Annotated in this window: 11 protein-coding genes; 9 read left to right on the top strand and 2 right to left on the bottom strand. The window is 65.1% G+C overall.

Annotated elements, in window-relative coordinates; genetic code table 11:
• Window positions 1-27: 27 nt before the first annotated feature.
• On the bottom strand, window positions 28-1200 hold the full coding sequence (locus F0P97_RS20400; protein ID WP_182283728.1) for a helix-turn-helix domain-containing protein: 1173 nt from the start codon (window positions 1198-1200) through the stop codon (window positions 28-30).
• Window positions 1201-1358: 158 nt separating this feature from the next.
• Here F0P97_RS20400 and F0P97_RS20395 point away from each other — a divergent pair, with 158 nt between their 5' ends.
• From F0P97_RS20395 to F0P97_RS20370, 6 genes are all read left to right on the top strand, one after another.
• Entirely contained in the window at window positions 1359-1829 is a 471-nt protein-coding gene (locus F0P97_RS20395) for a (2Fe-2S)-binding protein (protein WP_182283727.1), read from the top strand.
• A 33-nt stretch (window positions 1830-1862) separates the two neighbouring features.
• Window positions 1863-4250 (top strand): xanthine dehydrogenase family protein molybdopterin-binding subunit, encoded by a 2388-nt coding sequence (locus F0P97_RS20390; RefSeq protein ID WP_182283726.1) that lies wholly within the window; start codon window positions 1863-1865, stop codon window positions 4248-4250.
• Window positions 4251-4296: 46 nt separating this feature from the next.
• Window positions 4297-5082, top strand: coding sequence for an FAD binding domain-containing protein (locus tag F0P97_RS20385; protein WP_182283725.1), 786 nt, complete (start codon window positions 4297-4299; stop codon window positions 5080-5082).
• 208 nt (window positions 5083-5290) lie between these two features.
• On the top strand, window positions 5291-6211 hold the full coding sequence (locus F0P97_RS20380; RefSeq protein ID WP_182283724.1) for an AAA family ATPase: 921 nt from the start codon (window positions 5291-5293) through the stop codon (window positions 6209-6211).
• Entirely contained in the window at window positions 6198-7439 is a 1242-nt protein-coding gene (locus F0P97_RS20375; protein ID WP_182283723.1) for a vWA domain-containing protein, read from the top strand. The genes F0P97_RS20380 and F0P97_RS20375 overlap by 14 nt, the downstream gene beginning before the upstream one ends.
• Window positions 7440-7452: 13 nt before the next feature.
• Window positions 7453-8100, top strand: a complete 648-nt coding sequence (locus F0P97_RS20370) for a CoxG family protein (RefSeq protein WP_182283722.1) — start codon at window positions 7453-7455, stop codon at window positions 8098-8100.
• 60 nt (window positions 8101-8160) lie between these two features.
• On the opposite strand, the gene F0P97_RS20365 is transcribed toward F0P97_RS20370, so the two are convergent.
• On the bottom strand, window positions 8161-8544 hold the full coding sequence (locus tag F0P97_RS20365) for a nuclear transport factor 2 family protein (protein ID WP_043004737.1): 384 nt from the start codon (window positions 8542-8544) through the stop codon (window positions 8161-8163).
• Between the two features lie 270 nt (window positions 8545-8814).
• On the opposite strand from F0P97_RS20365, the gene F0P97_RS20360 reads away from it, so the two are divergent.
• Genes F0P97_RS20360 through F0P97_RS20350 form a run of 3 tightly spaced genes read left to right on the top strand, consistent with a single transcriptional unit; the run spans window position 8815 to window position 16967 of the window.
• A complete protein-coding gene (locus F0P97_RS20360; RefSeq protein WP_182283721.1) occupies window positions 8815-10572 on the top strand; it encodes an MdtA/MuxA family multidrug efflux RND transporter periplasmic adaptor subunit in 1758 nt (585 codons plus the stop codon).
• Between the two features lie 24 nt (window positions 10573-10596).
• Entirely contained in the window at window positions 10597-13797 is a 3201-nt protein-coding gene (locus tag F0P97_RS20355; protein ID WP_182283720.1) for an MdtB/MuxB family multidrug efflux RND transporter permease subunit, read from the top strand.
• The gene (locus F0P97_RS20350) at window positions 13794-16967 is read left to right on the top strand and encodes an efflux RND transporter permease subunit (RefSeq protein ID WP_182283719.1); all 3174 of its coding nucleotides are present in this window, start codon (window positions 13794-13796) and stop codon (window positions 16965-16967) included. Before F0P97_RS20355 ends, F0P97_RS20350 begins: the two co-directional genes overlap by 4 nt.

Here is a 16967-nt window from a genome sequence, read left to right as displayed (position 1 = left end):
CACTGCATCAATTGGGTTCACCACCTTTTATTTGCTGGCCAGCCGGCGATAGAGCGTGGCCCGGCTCAATCCCAGATTGCGGGCTGCCACGGTTACATTTCCGTGAGCTTCCTGCATGGCCTGCTGAATCAGCAGCAGCTCGCTGGTGCGCAGCGGCGTGGCCATGGCATTGGCAGATGTTCCCCGGCAGATTGCGCCGGAACCCGTCATGGCTGGAGCGCGCAGCAGGGGGCCGGCCTGTGCCAGTGCCAGCAGGCGCAGACCGGACCACAGCGGCAGTTGCAGCGGCGCCTCGGGCCGCCGGCGTGCGTGCTCGATCAGATGACTCCAGGGCAGGGCCAGCAGCTCATGGCTCTGGATGAGCGAGTCCTCCCCGGGAGCTTGCAGAGGACGTGGCACCAGTTGCCTGGCCACGGTATTGCTGCCCAGCAGCCGGCCTTCGGCATCAAATGCCATCAGGCCTTCGCCTTCCTGGCCCAGCGGCCCGCCTGGCCAGTTCACGCGCAGCAGCAGGGTATGAGGCAGGGCCCGCAGCAAACGATCTTCGATGGCGCGTGCACAGCGCAGCGCCAGCAGCAGCAGCTCGGGGCGCTCGGGGACATCGATGCCGGTGATGTCCAGCATGCCCAGGCATTCGCCCTGAGGGCCGAATACCGGAGCACCTGCGCAGCTGTAGTCGCGCAGATCGTCAAAAAAATGCTCTTGTCTGTGCAGCCATACCGGGCCGAGTTCGGCCAGTGCCGCGCCTATGGCCGAGGTGCCCACGCCGCGCTCGGACAGGTCCACGCCGACACGGCCTACGGCCAGCGCGCGCAGATCGCTGTGGTCGACGGGGCCTTGCACTTCCAGTGTCAGTCCCAGGGCATCGGTCAGCAGGCAGAAGTAGCGCATGGCGCCCACGGCCGCGACCAGTTGTGTCATGACCGGGCGTGCGGCCTGCAGCAGCAGCTGGTGCTTGTCCTGGGCGTGGCGCAGCGCGTGAGGTCCGACGGCCTCGAACTCCACGGTTTGCGCGGGATGACGGCCCTGCGCCACGCAGCGCTGCCACGAGCGCCAGAGCCAGGGAGCCAGGCCAGACGGTGCCAGCGAATGGGACGAGTCCATCGCCAGCAACTGCTGCCTGGCTAGGACAAGCAGTGAGTCGCGTGCACCTGGACGGGCTGCGGCTTGCGCGGATGTGGCGAGGCTGGCGGGCGGCATGCGGACTCCGGACAGTGTTTCATTTTGAGAATATCTGTGCGTGTTTCGCCTGGCTTGGGGGTCAACCCTAGCGCCTTGCATCGCGGTAACTGCCCACCATAGAGAGTGCGGTTGTGCTTTGTTACCCAATTCTTCGGATATAGGCAGGAGGCATCACGATGAATGTTCAGTTCACGGTCAATGGCCGCGCGGCCAGCATTGACGTCCCCCCCAATACCTTGCTGGTGCAGGCGCTGCGTGAACAGCTGCGCCTGACGGGAACCCATGTGGGCTGCGATACCAGCCAGTGCGGAGCCTGCACGGTGCTGGTCGATGGCAAGGCCATCAAGTCCTGCACCATGCTGGCCGTGCAGGCCCAGGGTGCGGAGGTGCAGACCATAGAGGGCATGGCCGCCGCCGACGGCACCATGCATCCCATGCAGGCGGCCTTCAAGCAGTGCCATGGCCTGCAGTGCGGCTTCTGCACGCCCGGCATGGTGATGAGTGCGGTGGATCTGTGCCGCCAGAAGCCCGGCGCCACCGATGCCGAGATCCGCGAACTGCTCGAAGGCAATATCTGCCGCTGCACGGGCTACCAGAACATCGTCGCCGCCGTCAAGGCGGGTCGCGACGGCATGAGCGCCACCTGAGCTGCGCATCACAACTAGAAGAGGAGACACACCATGGGTGCATCTGACTTTTCCAAGCTGCCGCATATCGGCGAAGCCGTTCTGCGCCGCGAGGATGATCGCTTTCTGACCGGCGCTGGCCAGTACACGGACGACATCACGATGGGCGCACAAGCCTATGCGGTATTTGTGCGCTCGCCCCATGCCCATGCCAGGCTGCGCAGTGTCAACATCGATGCAGCCAAGGCAGCGGTGGGCGTGATCGGTGTGCTCACGGGCGCCGATGTGGCGGCAGCCGGCATCAACGGCCTGCCCTGTGGCTGGTTGATCACCAGCACCAATGGCGAGCCCATGAAGGAGCCACCGCACCCGATACTGGCCCTCGATACCGTGCGCTATGTGGGCGACCAGGTGGCCATGGTGGTCGCGGAGACCCTGCAGCAGGCGCGCGATGCGGCCGAGTTGGTGGAGGTCGACTATGAGGTGCTGCCTGCCGTCGTGAATGTGGCCGATGCGGCGGGCGGCAAAAAGCCCGGCGCCGTGGTCCACGATATCGCTCCCGACAACCGTTGCTACCAGTGGGCGATTGGCGACAAGGCAGCAGTGGATGCGGTGTTTGCCGGCGCCGCCCATGTGACCCGGCTGGATCTGGTCAACAACCGTCTGATCCCCAATGCCATGGAGCCGCGCGTTGCCATAGGCAGCTACAACCGCGCCATGGACGAGTACACACTGTACGTGGCCAACCAGAACCCGCACGTGGAGCGGCTGCTGATGACGGCTTTCGTCATGGGCCTGCCCGAGAGCAAGGTGCGTGTGATTGCGCCCGATGTGGGCGGCGGCTTCGGCTCCAAGATCTTTCTGTATGCCGAGGATGTCTGCCTGACCTGGGCCGCCAAAAAGCTCAACCGCAATATCAAGTGGACGGCCGATCGCAGCGAATCCTTCCTGACCGATGCGCATGGCCGCGACCATGTCAGCCATGCCGAGATGGCCATGGATGCCGACGGCAAGTTCCTCGCCATGCGTGTGCACACCGATGCGAATCTGGGCGCCTATCTGTCCACTTTCGCCAGCGCAGTGCCCACCATTCTTTATGCAACCTTGCTGGCGGGCCAATACACCACGCCGCAAATCCATATCGAGGTCGATGCCTGGTTCACCAACACCTCGCCCGTGGATGCCTACCGGGGCGCAGGCCGCCCCGAGGCCACTTATCTGCTTGAGCGTCTGGTCAGTCGCTGTGCCTGGGAGATGAATCTGTCGCAGGCCGAGATCCGGCGCCGCAACTTCATCACCAGCTTTCCCTATCAGACGCCGGTGGCGCTTCAGTACGACATTGGTGACTACAAGGCCTGCATGGATCAGGCCGAGCAACTGGCCGATGTGGCGGGCTTTGCGGCGCGGCGTGCCGCCAGCGAGGCCAAAGGCCTCAAGCGTGGCCTGGGCTACAGCAGCTATATCGAGGCCTGTGGTCTGGCTCCCAGCAATATTGCCGGGGCACTGGGCGCGCGTGCCGGTCTGTTCGAGTGTGGCGAGGTGCGCGTCCATCCCACGGGCAGCGTGACGGTGTTCACGGGTTCGCACAGCCACGGTCAGGGGCATGAGACGACTTTTGCCCAGGTGGTGGCGGCCCGGCTGGGCATTCCCGTCGAGCATGTAGAGATCGTCCACGGCGATACGGGCCGCGTGCCCTTTGGCATGGGAACCTATGGCTCGCGCTCCATCAGCGTGGGGGGCGCGGCGATCATGAAGGCGCTGGACAAGATCGAGGCCAAGGCCAAGAAGATCGCCGCCCACCTGATGGAGGCCAGCGATGCCGACATCGATTTCGCGGGAGGCGAGTTCACGGTGCGCGGCACCGACAGAAAGCTGCCGTTCGCCCAGATTGCGCTGACGGCCTATGTGCCGCACAACTATCCGCTGGACAAGCTGGAGCCCGGGCTGGACGAGACCGCTTTCTACGATCCCACCAACTTCACCTTTCCGGCCGGCACCTATATCTGCGAGGTCGAGGTCGACCCGGCCACGGGCGTGGTGCGTGTCGACCGCTTCAGTGCCGTGGATGACTTCGGCACCATCATCAACCCGATGATCGTGGAGGGCCAGGTCCATGGCGGACTGGCCCAGGGCATAGGTCAGGCGCTGCTGGAAAACTGCGTCTACGACCGTGACTCGGGGCAGTTGCTGACCGGTAGCTTCATGGACTACGCCATGCCCCGCGCCGACGATCTGCCCGATTTCAAGCTGGGTACGGTCTGCACGCCCTGCACCCATAACCCGCTGGGTACCAAGGGCTGCGGCGAGGCCGGGGCCATAGGTTCGCCGCCGGCCGTGATCAACGCCGTGCTCGATGCCCTGCATTCGCTGGGTGTCAAGGATCTGGACATGCCTGCCAGCCCGCACCGCGTGTGGGAAGCCATCGATGCCGCACGCCCCTGACCGCTGCCTGAACACACCCGACTGAGAGGAAGAGAGGACAACACATATGTATGCCTTCAGTTACTCCAATCCCCGGACGCTGGATGAGGTGAGCGTTGCCAGCGGTCAGTTTCTGGCCGGCGGCCAGAGCCTGATTCCTTCCATGAAGCTGCGCCTGGCCCAGCCCGGCGCGATTGTGGATCTCAATCAGGTCGATGGCCTGGCGGGAATCCGAGTCGGCGGCGATCAGGTCGAGATCGGCGCCATGACCCGTCATGCCGATGTCGCCGCCAGCCGCGAGGTGCAGGCCGCGATTCCCGCCCTGGCCGAGTTGGCCGGCGGTATCGGCGACCGCCAGGTGCGGGCGCGCGGCACGATTGGCGGCTCGCTGGCCAACAACGACCCTGCGGCCTGCTATCCCTGCGCGGTGCTGGGGCTGGGTGCCACGGTGGTCACGAGCTGGCGCGAGATTGCGGCAGACGACTTCTTTCAGGGCATGTACACCACGGCACTGGAAGAGGGCGAGTTGATCAAGGCTGTGCGCTTCCCGGTGCCCAGGACGGCGGCCTATATCAAGTTCAAGCAGCCCGCGTCGCGCTTTGCGCTGGTGGGCGTGTTTGTGGCGCAGACGGCGCAGGGCGTGCGCGTGGCTGTGACAGGTGCGGGGCTGTCGGTCTTCCGACATGCGGAGCTGGAAGCTGCGCTCAATCAGAGCTTCACTTCCGCAGCAGCCGCTGCGGTGCCGATCGACGACAGCGAACTCAACAGCGATCTGCACGCGAGTGCGCGCTACCGGGCGCAACTGATCAGCGTTCTGACGCAGCGGGCGGTGGATCAGCTGCTCTCTCCCTGAGCGGCTTCGTCGGAGTGGCCGCTCTTTGGCGGCCCCGCCTCGCTGGCCGGGCGCTGTGCGCCAGGGCGAGGGAGGGAACCCCCGCTACGGGCGGGCGGGTGGTCGGCATAGGCCCTCGCTCGCTGTTCCTTTGCTGCAGTGTTTTTTTGAGAGGAGTGATTCTTGAAGAGAAAGTGGTTTTATCCCTATAAGTAAAGCGCAGGATGCTATGAATACTGAAGTAAACCGCGCTTTGGAGTCGGTGGATGGGCTGTTGGCCGCCTTGCAGGAGGTTGGCTATTTCGCGGACCGGCGTCTGGCTACGGCCGTGTTTCTGGCTCTCAGGCTCCAACGCCCCCTGCTGCTGGAGGGCGAGCCGGGCGTTGGCAAGACCTCGCTGGCCCAGGCGCTGTCCCGGGTGCTGGAGCGGCAACTGATCCGGCTGCAGTGCTATGACGGCCTGGAGCAGCGTGAAGCACTGTATGAGTGGAATTACGCGGCGCAGCTGCTGCATCTGCGCGCGGCCGAGCTGCGTGGTGCGACGGAGCTGGAGGCTGTCGAGCAGGAGGTCTATCAGCCGCGCTATCTGGTGCGCCGTCCTCTGCTGCAGGCCCTGCAGACCCCCGCGCCCGGCGCGGTGCTGCTGATTGACGAGGTGGACCGGGCCGACGAGCCTTTCGAGGCCTTTTTGCTCGAGTATCTGGGGGAGTACCAGGTCAGCATTCCCGAGCTCGGGGTCGTCAGGGCCCAGGTGCCGCCCGTCACCATTCTTACCAGCAATCGCACGCGCGATCTGCATGATGCGGTCAAGCGCCGCTGCCTCTATCACTGGCTGGACTATCCCGAGCGCGAGCGAGAGCTGGCCATTGTCCAGTCCAAGGTGCCCGAAGCCGGGGCCGCGTTGACCGAACAGATCGCCCGCTTTGTGAACCGGCTGCGCAGCCGCCCGTTTGCCGATGCGTTCGAGCGCACGCCCGGCATTGCTGAAAGCGTGGAGTGGGCCAAGGCGCTGGTGGCACTCGACACCCTGGTCATAGACCCCGAGCTGGTGCACGAGACGGCGGGCATTCTATTCAAGCAGCGCGAAGACGTGGCGGCGCTCACGCCAGAGCGTCTGCAGCAATTGCTGGAGCCCGATGCCACAGCCTGAGCTGCAGGCGCAGTCGCCAGCGCGGCCCGCAAGCGTGAGCTGGTGGGGGGACGTGCGCAGCGGCAAGCTGCCCATCAATCTGCTGGGGTTTGGCCGCGCGCTGCGCCGCGCGGGGCTGGCGGTGGATGCTGAGCGCCTGGCCCTGGCCCAGCAAAGCCTGATGCTGGTGGGCATGAGCCGGGAGGACGTGGCCGCCGCACTGGAAGCCGTGCTGGTTTCGCGCGAACAGGACCTGGCGGTCTTTCGCGAGCTGTTTGCGGCTTACTTTCGCAATCCCGAGGTGGCCCAGCAGTTGCTGAGCCAGTTGCTGCCGGGGGCGCCGGAGGCGGCCAGGCCGCGTCACAGGCCGCGTGTGCAGGAGGCCTTGTCGGCGATTCGCGCCGCACGGCAAAAGCCCGCGAGCGAGGAGCTGGCGCTGGATGCCGCCATGTCGGCCAGCGACCGGCACAGGCTGCAGCATGCGGACTTCAACCAGCTCAGTGCCAGCGAGTACCGCCTGGTGCAGCAGCTGGTGCGCGATATCCGCCTGCCGCTGCCCAGCTATCGCAGTCGAAGAAGCGAGCTGCGCGCTTCGGGGCTGCGTGTGCACTGGCCCGCCAGCCTGAAGGCTGCGGCAGCCACGGGCGGCGAGCTGGCAAGACTCAAATGGCGCAGGCGCAAGCGGCTGCCCATGCCCTGGCTGGCGCTGGTCGATGTATCGGGCTCCATGGAGCGCTATGTGCGTCTGCTGCTGGCATTTCTGCACCAGGCCACCAGCCCCCGGCGCTATCCGCAGCTGCGCCGCCATGTCTACAGCATGGGAACCGGCCTGCAGGAGCTGGACCGGGCTTTTGCCCACAGCGACCCCGATGCCATGCTGGCCCAGCTCAATCATGACATCGACGACTTCGGCGGCGGCACCTGCCTTGGGGAATGCCTGGCACAGCTGCGCCGGCAGGGAGCGCGCCATCTGGTGGGCAGGCGCACCCTGGTGCTGCTGGTTAGCGACGGGCTGGATACAGGCGACAGTGCGCTGCTGGAGCGGGAGCTGCAACGGCTGGCGCGGCACAGTGCGCGCATTGTCTGGCTCAACCCCTTGTTGCGCTTTGACGGGTATGCCCCGCTGGCCAAAGGCGCGCAGGTGCTGCATCGTCACAGCCATGCCATGCTGGCCGTGCACAACCTGCAGTCATTGCAGCAACTGGCTGCCCACCTGGCGAAGCTGCTGCAGCTGCCGCACCGAGATTGAAAAGGAGAACACCATGGAAATGCATGCCAGCCGTCCTCTTGCCGTGAGCCAGCAGCAGGCCTGGGAGGCGCTCAACGATCCGCAAACCTTGCAGCAATGCCTGGCCGGCTGCGAGAAGTTCGAGGATGCAGGCGATGGCTCCTATGCCGTGATCATGTCCGTGAAGATCGGTCCGGTATCGGCCAAGTTCAATGGCCGGGTCACGCTGTCGGATGTGCAGCCGCCCAAGAGCTACACGATCGCCTTTGAAGGGCAGGGCGGTGTGGCCGGCTTTGGCAAGGGCCAGGCCAAGGTCGATCTGACGCCCACCGATGCAGGGCATTGCGAGCTGCAGTACGAGGTTCAGGCCCAGGTCGGTGGCAAGATTGCCCAGTTGGGCCAGCGCCTGATCGACGGCGCGGCCAAGAGCATGGCGGAGGACTTCTTTGCACGCTTCGAAGCCTTGATGCAGCAGCGCTACCCGAGCGAGCCGCCCGAAGACGAAGGCGTTGCGGAGGAGCTGGATACACGCTCCTGGGAGCACGACGCGGCCTCCACCAGCTACGCCCCGCTGGACGCTACGCCCTCGGCGCCGCCGCGCGAATCGTCAGGCATCCCCGTCTGGGCCTGGGGCCTGGGGGCTGTCATCGTGCTGGGCGCGCTCTGGCTGCTGACTCGCTGACCAGTGCATGAAAAAAGCCCCTGAGCCTGAGGCCAGGGGCTGGGTGCAGATGGCCAAACCTTACTGAGGCTGGGCGTGGAAAGCCTTGTTGGCAATCTTCCAGCCCTGCTCGGTCTTGAGCAGCACAAAGTAGTCGGTAAAGGTCACGGCACCATGGTAGAGCGTTACCTTGGCCATGGCGGCCGTGCCCACGATGTCCAGAGAGTCGATGACGCGGCGACGGGTGGCTTCGTCGGCGGCGGGCGTGTTCTTGAAGCGCTGGCAGTAGAAGTCCAGGTCCCAGGATGTCAGAGGGCCTTCACGCACGGATTCGAGCCGTGCCGTGGGCATGAAGGCTGCGCGCATATGCTCGGCCTTGTCTTCGGCATGGCCGCGCATGTACAGCTCCAGCGGCACGCGCACGGCGGCTTCTTCGGGGTGATTGGTCAGACGTTCGGTGGTCATATGGGTTTCTCCTAGGAGCCGGATTCCTTGCGCCGCATGGCGGACGCAACAACGGCAGTGTCAGCAGCTTCCAAGCATGAGGCCTGCCAAGGCGATCATTGCGGCTATGAAAGTCAGCACTGTTTAAGTCTCCGAATGCGGAACTTCAGCAGGTAAACCCGAGGTAAAGCGGGGGTAAATGCTGGCAAAGCCGGCGCTGCCTGACCCGGGGTTTGATTGCAACTGGATACCATTGGCGCCAATTCAGGCTCCAAATTCCTGCGCTCAACCATGTCCAGCACATCCAATCAGTACCCCAACCGCCATTTTCTACAGCTGGGCAAGGTCCGGCCCGCACTGCTTGCCACGGTGGTGATCGCCCTGACAGCCGCTGGCGGTGGCTATTGGTGGTATGCGCAAAAGCAAGGTGCAAGCGGCGATACGTCTTCGGCTACAGCTCCTAAACAGGGAGCGGGCGGGCCCGGTGCACGTGCCGGGCGCAATGGTCGCATGGGGCCTGGAGGCCCCGGTGGCATGAGCCAGGCTCAGCCTGTGAGCGTAGGTGTGGTGGAGCAGCGTGATATGCGCGTGCTCGTCAGCGCCATCGGCACCATGAATGCACGTGCCACGGCTGTGGTGCGTGCCAAGGTCTCGGGCGAGCTGCTCAAGCTGCACTTCAAGGAAGGTGACGAAGTCAAGGCCGGTCAGTTGCTTGCCGAGATCGACTCGCGCAGTTTTGCCGCCTCGCTGGCGCAGGTGCAGGGCTCTCTGGCACGCGATCAGGCCCAGCTCAAGAATGCGCAGCTGGATCTGCAGCGCTACAAGGAGCTGCAGGCACAGGACTCGATTGCCCGCCAGCAGGTCGATACCCAGGCCGCACTGGTGCGCCAGCTGCAGGGCACGGTGGCGGCCGATCAGGGGCAGGTCGATGCGGCCAAGCTGCAGCTGAGCTATACCAGGATCACGGCTCCCATCTCGGGCCGCCTGGGTCTGCGCCAGGCCGACCTCGGCAACGTGGTCAATCCTTCCGATGCCAACGGACTGGTGACGATCTCCCAGATTCGCCCCATCGACGCTGTTTTCTCCATCCCCGAGGCCCATGTCGGTATGCTGGCCCAGCAATTGCGCGAGGGCAAGCTCATGCCCGTCGAACTCTGGGACCGCGAGCAAAAGCAGATGCTGGCCAAGGGCCAGCTCAATGCGCTGGACAACACCATCGACACGACCACGGGCACGGTCAAGGTCAAGGCCTCGTTCGACAACGCCGAGCGCAAGCTGTTCGCGAATCAGTTCGTCAACGTCAAGCTGCAGCTGCGCCAGATCGATCAGGCGCTGGTCGTGCCCGCGAATGCCGTGCAAAACAATTTCGTCTATCTGGTCAAGCCCGACAACACGGTCACGCAGCGCAAGATCACCGTGGGGGTGACGGACGGCGACTATGTCAGCGTACGCGGCGAGCTGGAGCCGGGCGACAAGGTGGTGACCGACGGCATCGACCGTCTGCGCGAAGGTGCTCAGGTGACGGTGGTGGACTCGGAAAAAGTCAAGAAGGTCGACCAGGCCGTGCAGGATGCCGCCAACCAGCCGCGCGGGATGATGCGCAACCTCAGTCCCGAGCAGCGTGAAAAAGTCTCCAAGATGACGCCCGAGGAACGCAAGGAGTTCTTCCAGAAGCTGCGCGCCGAGCGCGGTGCCAATGGCGGCAATGCAGGTCCCGGCCAGGGACCGCGTGGCACGGACGCCCGTGGCGATCAGCCGCGCGAGGCGCAGGGCAGTCCCTCCAAGCCGGACCCCAAGGCAGAAGCCAAGCCGGATGCCAAGCCTGCAGCTGGGAACGAGGCCAGGCCCCAGGCCGGCGCCGAGCGTGGTGAAGGCGGTGAGGCTCGCACGGAAAGATCCGAGGGCCGGGGTGACCGTCCCCAGCTGACTCCCGAGCAGCGCGCCAAGCTGGAGGCCCTGTCGCCCGAAGAGCGCCGCGCTTTCTTCCAGAAGCTGCGCGCCGAGCGCGAAGCAGGCGGCAAGGCTGAGACCAGCGGCGCGGCGCGCTGAGCATAGCCAGAGCCTGCGGCCATTATGAATCTCTCGCGCCTCTTCATTCTCAGGCCCATCGCCACCAGCTTGCTGATGGTGGCGGTGCTGATCTCGGGCATTCTTGCCTACCGCCTGCTGCCCATCTCGGCCCTGCCCGAGGTGGATTACCCCACGATTCAGGTCACTACCTTGTATCCGGGGGCCAGCCCCGATGTGATGACCTCCAACGTCACGGCACCGCTGGAGCGCCAGTTCGGCCAGATGCCGGGCCTGGACCAGATGTCCTCGACAAGCTCGGGCGGCGCATCGGTCATCAGCCTGCGCTTTGCGCTCGATATGTCCATGGATGTGGCCGAGCAGCAGGTGCAGGCCGCCATCAACGCGGGCACCAATCTGCTGCCCAGCGATCTGCCCATGCCCCCGCTCTACAGCAAGGTCAACCCGGCCGATGCGCCGGTGCTGACGCTGGCCATCAGCTCGCCTTCGCTGCCCGTCATCAAGATCAACGACCTGGTGGAGAACCGCCTGGCGCCCAAGCTCTCCCAGGTCAAGGGCGTGGGCCTGGTGGCCATTGCCGGTGCGCGCCGTCCGGCCGTGCGCATCCAGGCCAACCCGGCAGCGCTGGCCAGCTTCGGCATGACCCTGGACGATGTGCGCACCGCCATCTCGGCGGCCAACGTCAAGACCGCCAAGGGCAGCTTTGACGGCCCCAACCGCGCGTCGACCATCGATGCCAACGACCAGATGCAGTCGGCGGCCGAGTACCGCAACCTCATCATCGCCTTCAAGAACGGCAATCCCGTGCGCCTGTCCGATGTGGCGCAGACTGTGGACGACGCCGAGAACACGCGTCTGGCCGCCTGGTCGGGCACACCCGAGACTGGCTCCAAGTCGGCCGTGATTCTCAATATCCGTCGCCAGCCCGGCGCGAACGTGATCGACACCGTCGATGCCATCAAGAACCTGCTGCCCCAGCTCAAGGAGACCCTGCCCGCCTCCATCGACGTGCAGGTGCTTACCGACCGCACCGTGACCATTCGCGCCTCGGTCAAGGACATGCAGTTCGAGCTGGCCCTGGCCATCGCTCTGGTGGTGATGGTGATCTTCCTGTTCCTGCGCAGCGCATCGGCCACGTTGATTCCCAGCGTGGCGGTGCCGCTGTCGCTGATAGGCACCTTCGGCGTCATGTATCTGGCAGGCTTTTCCATCAACAATCTCACGCTGATGGCCCTGACCATTGCCACGGGCTTTGTGGTGGACGATGCCATCGTGATGATCGAGAACATCGCCCGCTATGTGGAAAAGGGCGAGCCGCCCATGCAGGCCGCGCTCAAGGGCGCCAAGCAGATCGGCTTCACCATCATCTCGCTGACCATCTCCCTGGTCGCGGTGCTGATTCCGCTGCTGTTCATGGGGGATGTGGTGGGCCGTCTGTTCCACGAATTCGCCATCACCATGACGGTGGCGATTCTGATCTCGGCCGTGGTTTCGCTCACGCTCACCCCCATGCTGTGCGCGCGCCTGCTGCGCCACCAGCCAGAGGCCGAGAAGAAAAAGGCCGAGTCCAAGGGCTTCGGCGCTGCGGTCGCGCGCTTTTTCGACAAGGTGATTGCCGAATACGGCCGCATGCTGACCTGGGTGCTGGATCACAGCAAGCTGACATGGCTGGTGTTCATCGCCACGCTGCTGGTCACGGTGCTGCTGTACTTCGTCGTGCCCAAGGGCTTCTTCCCCGAGCAGGATACGGGCACGATTGCCGCGACCACCGAGGCCGACCAGTCCATCTCCTTTGCCGCCATGGCAGAGCGCCAGCAGGCGCTGGCCGAGCATTTGCTCAAGGACCCGGCCGTGGCCTCCATCTCCTCGTTCATCGGTGTCGACGGCACCAATACCACGCTCAATACCGGCCGCATCCAGATCGACCTCAAGCCGCATGCCCAGCGCGACCGCCTGCCCGTGGTGCTCAATCGACTGGCCGAAGACTCCCTGGCTGTGCCCGGCATCCGCCTCTATGCCCTGCCCGTGCAGGACCTGACGATAGAGGACCGCCAGGCCCGCACCCAGTACCAGCTGCTGCTTTCCTCGCCGGACATGAACCAGCTCACGGCCAGTACCAGGATTTTGGTGGAGCGCCTGCAGCAACTGCCCCAGTTGCTGGATGTGAGCAGCGATCTGCAGAACCAGGGCCGTCAGGCCTATGTGCAGATCGACCGGGCCCAGGCCAGCCGCCTCGGCGTGACGGTCTCGTCGGTGGACTCGGCCCTCTACAACGCTTTCGGCCAGCGCCTGATCTCCACCATCTTCACGCAATCCAACCAGTACCGGGTGGTGCTGGAGGTGGCGCCGCAGTTCAAGATCGGGCCTGAGGCCTTGCAGAACATCTATGCCGCATCGAGCAACGGAGCGCCGGTGCCGCTGTCTTCGATTGCCACGGTGAGCGAGCGTCCGATGGCACTGGCCGTCAACCATGTGGGGCAGTTGCCTGCGGCTACGATTTCGTTCAACACCGCATCCGGCGTGTCGCTGGGCCATGCGGTTGAAGCGGCACAAGCCGTCATCGGGCAGCTGCGCGACGAAGGGCAGATCCCGCTGTCGGTGGATTCGCAGTTCCAGGGTGCGGCGCTGGCCTTCCAGGCCTCGCTGTCCAATACCCTGCTGCTGGTGCTGGCCGCCATCATCACCATGTACATCGTGCTGGGCGTGCTCTACGAGAGCACGATTCACCCGATCACGATTCTCTCCACCCTGCCGTCGGCGGGCGTGGGGGCGCTGCTGGCCTTGCTGGTGGCGGGGCTGGATCTGGACATCATCGCCATCATCGGCATCATCTTGCTGATCGGCATCGTCAAGAAGAACGCCATCATGATGATCGACTTCGCGTTGGACGCCCAGCGCGAGGAGGGCATGAACGCGCGCGACGCCATCTACCAGGCCTGTCTGCTGCGCTTCCGCCCGATTCTCATGACCACGCTGGCTGCCCTGCTGAGCGCGCTGCCCATGATGCTGGGAACCGGCGTGGGCAGCGAGCTGCGTCAGCCGCTGGGCGTGACCCTGGTGGGCGGCCTGCTGCTGAGCCAGCTGCTGACCCTGTTTACCACGCCGGTGATCTATCTGACCTTTGAAAACTGGGCCGAGGGCTGGCGCACCCGGCGCGGCCTGCCGGCCGTCAAGCAGGTGCCGCACTCCGAGGCCGAAGTCATGGGCGAGGCAGGCGATGGCGGCCAGAGCGGGGCGCGTCCATGAGCATCTCCACGCCCTTCATCTTCCGGCCCATTGCAACCCTGCTGCTGACCATAGGCATGGCCCTGGTGGGCGGCGTGGCCTATTTTCTGCTGCCTGTGGCGCCGCTGCCGCAGGTGGACTATCCGACGATTTCGGTGACCGCCAGCCTGCCCGGCGCGGCGCCGGACACCATGGCGGCCACCGTGGCCACGCCGCTGGAGCGCGCCCTGGGCGCGATTGCCGGCGTCAACGAGATGACGTCCAGCTCCAGCATGGGTAGCACGCGCATCACGCTGCAGTTCGATCTGACGCGCACGGTGGACAGCGCCGCCCATGACGTGCAGGCCGCCATCAATGCGGCGCGCACGCTGCTGCCTTCGGGCATGCCGGGCAACCCGACCTATCGCAAGGTCAACCCGGCCGACGCGCCCATCATGATTCTGGCGCTGACTTCGGACTCCCTCACGCGCGGCCAGATGTATGACGCGGCCTCCACGGTGCTGGCACAGAAGCTGGCCCAGGTGGAAGGCGTGGGCCAGGCTTCGATCAATGGCGGTGCGCTGCCGGCCGTGCGTGTGGAGCTGGATCCGGTGCGTCTGGCCGCCAATGGCGTATCGCTGGATGCGGTGCGCACGGCCATCACCGCCACCAATGCCAACCGCCCCCTGGGCGCCGTGGAGCGTGAAGACCACTACTGGCAGGTGGCGACCAACGACCAGGCCCGCACTGCCGCCGAATACGCGCCGCTGGTGCTGCGCTGGAACAACGGCAATGCGGTGCGGCTGTCCGATGTGGCCGATGTCACCGACTCCGTGCAGGACATTCGCAACTACGGCGTGATGAATGGCAAGCCCGCCGTGCTGCTGCAGGTGTTCAAGCAGCCCGACGCCAACATCCTGCAGGCCGTGGACAAGGTGCGCGCCATGCTGCCCCAGCTCAGGGCGTCGATCAACCCGGCCATCGATGTCACGGTGATCTCGGACCGCACGCCCACGCTGCGCGCCTCGGTCAAGGAGGTGCAGAACGCGCTGCTGATTTCGATAGCGCTGGTCATCATGGTGGTGTTCGTCTTTCTGCGCCGGCTGCGCGCCACGTTGATTCCGGCCGTGGCCGTGCCCGCCTCGCTGATGGGCACCTTCGGCATCATGTACCTGTGCGGCTACACGCTGGACAACCTCTCGCTGATGGCGTTGACGGTGGCCGCAGGCTTTGTGGTGGACGATGCCATCGTGGTGCTGGAGAACGTGATGCGCCACATGGAGCGCGGCAAGTCCGCGATGCAGGCGGCCATCGAAGGCGCGCGCGAGATCGGCTTCACCGTGGTCTCCATGAGTCTGTCGCTGATCGCAGTGTTCGTGCCCATTTTGTTCATGGCCGGCATCGTGGGGCGCTTCTTTCGTGAATTCGCCGTGGTCATGTCGGCAGCGATTCTGGTTTCCATGATCATCTCGCTGACCACCACGCCCATGATGTGTGCGGCCTTGCTGCGCACGCCTGCTGACGAGGAGCGCCGCCGCGTCGAACGTGCCCGGCGCCCGTTCACGCGCCGCTGGGATGCCTTCTGGCTGCGCGTCTCGCTGGCCATGGATCGCTTCGAGGCGCGCGTGACGGCGCTTTACCGTCACACCCTGGCCTGGGGGCTGCGCCACCAGCCCGTGGTGCTGCTCAGTCTGGTGGCGGTCATCGGCCTCAACATCCATCTCTACCAGACCATAGACAAGGGCTTCATGCCCAGCGAGGACACGGGCCGCGTCATGGGCTTCATCCGTGCCGACCAGTCCACGTCCTTTCAGGCCATGGAGCGCCGCATCAAGCGTTTTCTCGATGTGGTGCAGCAGGACCCGGCCGTGGAATATGTGACCGGCTTTACCGGCGGCGGTCAGGCCAATGCGGCCAATATGTTCATGTCGCTCAAGCCCATGGCCGAGCGCAAGGTGTCCAGCGACGAGGTCATCAACCGCCTGCGTGAAAAGCTCAAGGACGAACCCGGTGCGCGCCTGTTCATGATGACGCAGAGCGATGTGCGCATCGGCGGGCGCCAGAGCATGTCCTCCTATCAGTACACGCTGCAGGCCGACGATACGGCCGAGCTGCGCCTGTGGGAGCCGCGCATCCGTCAGGTGCTGTCCACGCTGCCGGAGCTGACCGATGTCAACAGCGATGTGCAGGACAACGGCATGCAGACCAAGCTGGTCATAGACCGCGACCAGGCCACGCGTCTGGGCCTGACGGTGGCGCAGATCGACAACACGCTCAACGATGCCTTTGGCCAGCGCCAGGTGGGCGTGATCTACAACCCGCTCAACCAGTACCGCGTGGTGATGACGGCCTCGTCCCAGTATCTGCAGAGCCCGGAGACGCTGCGCGGCTTCTTCTTCGTCAACAGCGCGGGCCAGCAGATTCCGCTGACGGCCTTTGCCAGGATCACCACCTCGACCACGCCACTGTCCGTGCAGCACCAGAGCGGCACGCCGGCCAGCACCGTGAGCTACAACCTGGCGCCCAATGTCTCGCTGTCGCAGGCCAATGACGCGATCCGCAATGCCATGCTGGAGCTGGGCGTTCCGGTATCCATCCGCGGCAGCTTCAGCGGCTCGGCCGGTGCCTTCCAGCAGGCGCTGGCGGGCCAGCCCCTGCTGATTCTCGCAGCCATCCTCACCATCTATCTGGTGCTGGGTATCCTCTACGAGAACCTGGTTCACCCGCTGACGATTCTGTCCACCTTGCCCTCGGCAGGTGTGGGGGCGCTGCTGGCGCTGATGTGGTTCAAGACCGAGTTCTCGCTGATCGCCTTCATCGGCGTGATCCTGCTGATCGGACTGGTCAAGAAGAACGCCATCATGATGATCGACTTCGCGCTGGAGCGCGAGAAAGGCGGTCATGCCACGGCGGCCCAGGCCATCTATCGGGCCTGCCACCTGCGCCTGCGTCCCATACTGATGACCACCATGGCGGCCCTGTTCGGTGCGCTGCCCCTGGCCCTGGGCCGGGGCGATGGTGCCGAGCTGCGCCAGCCCCTGGGCATTGCGATCGTGGGCGGCCTGCTGCTGAGCCAGTTGCTCACGCTCTACACCACGCCCGTGGTCTATGTGCTGCTGGACCGTGTGCGCCGCAGCGTGCTACGCCTCTGGGCGCGCCGTCCGGCCAGAAGGCGCGGCGGCCCGGCCTCTGCCATGGCTGCGGCAAAGTGA

Origin of the sequence: Comamonas testosteroni, from assembly GCF_014076415.1 — a bacterium.
Lineage (GTDB): Bacteria > Pseudomonadota > Gammaproteobacteria > Burkholderiales > Burkholderiaceae_C > Comamonas > Comamonas testosteroni_F.
Note: the sequence above shows the minus strand (reverse complement) of the source record. Positions and strands in the feature narration are given on the sequence as shown.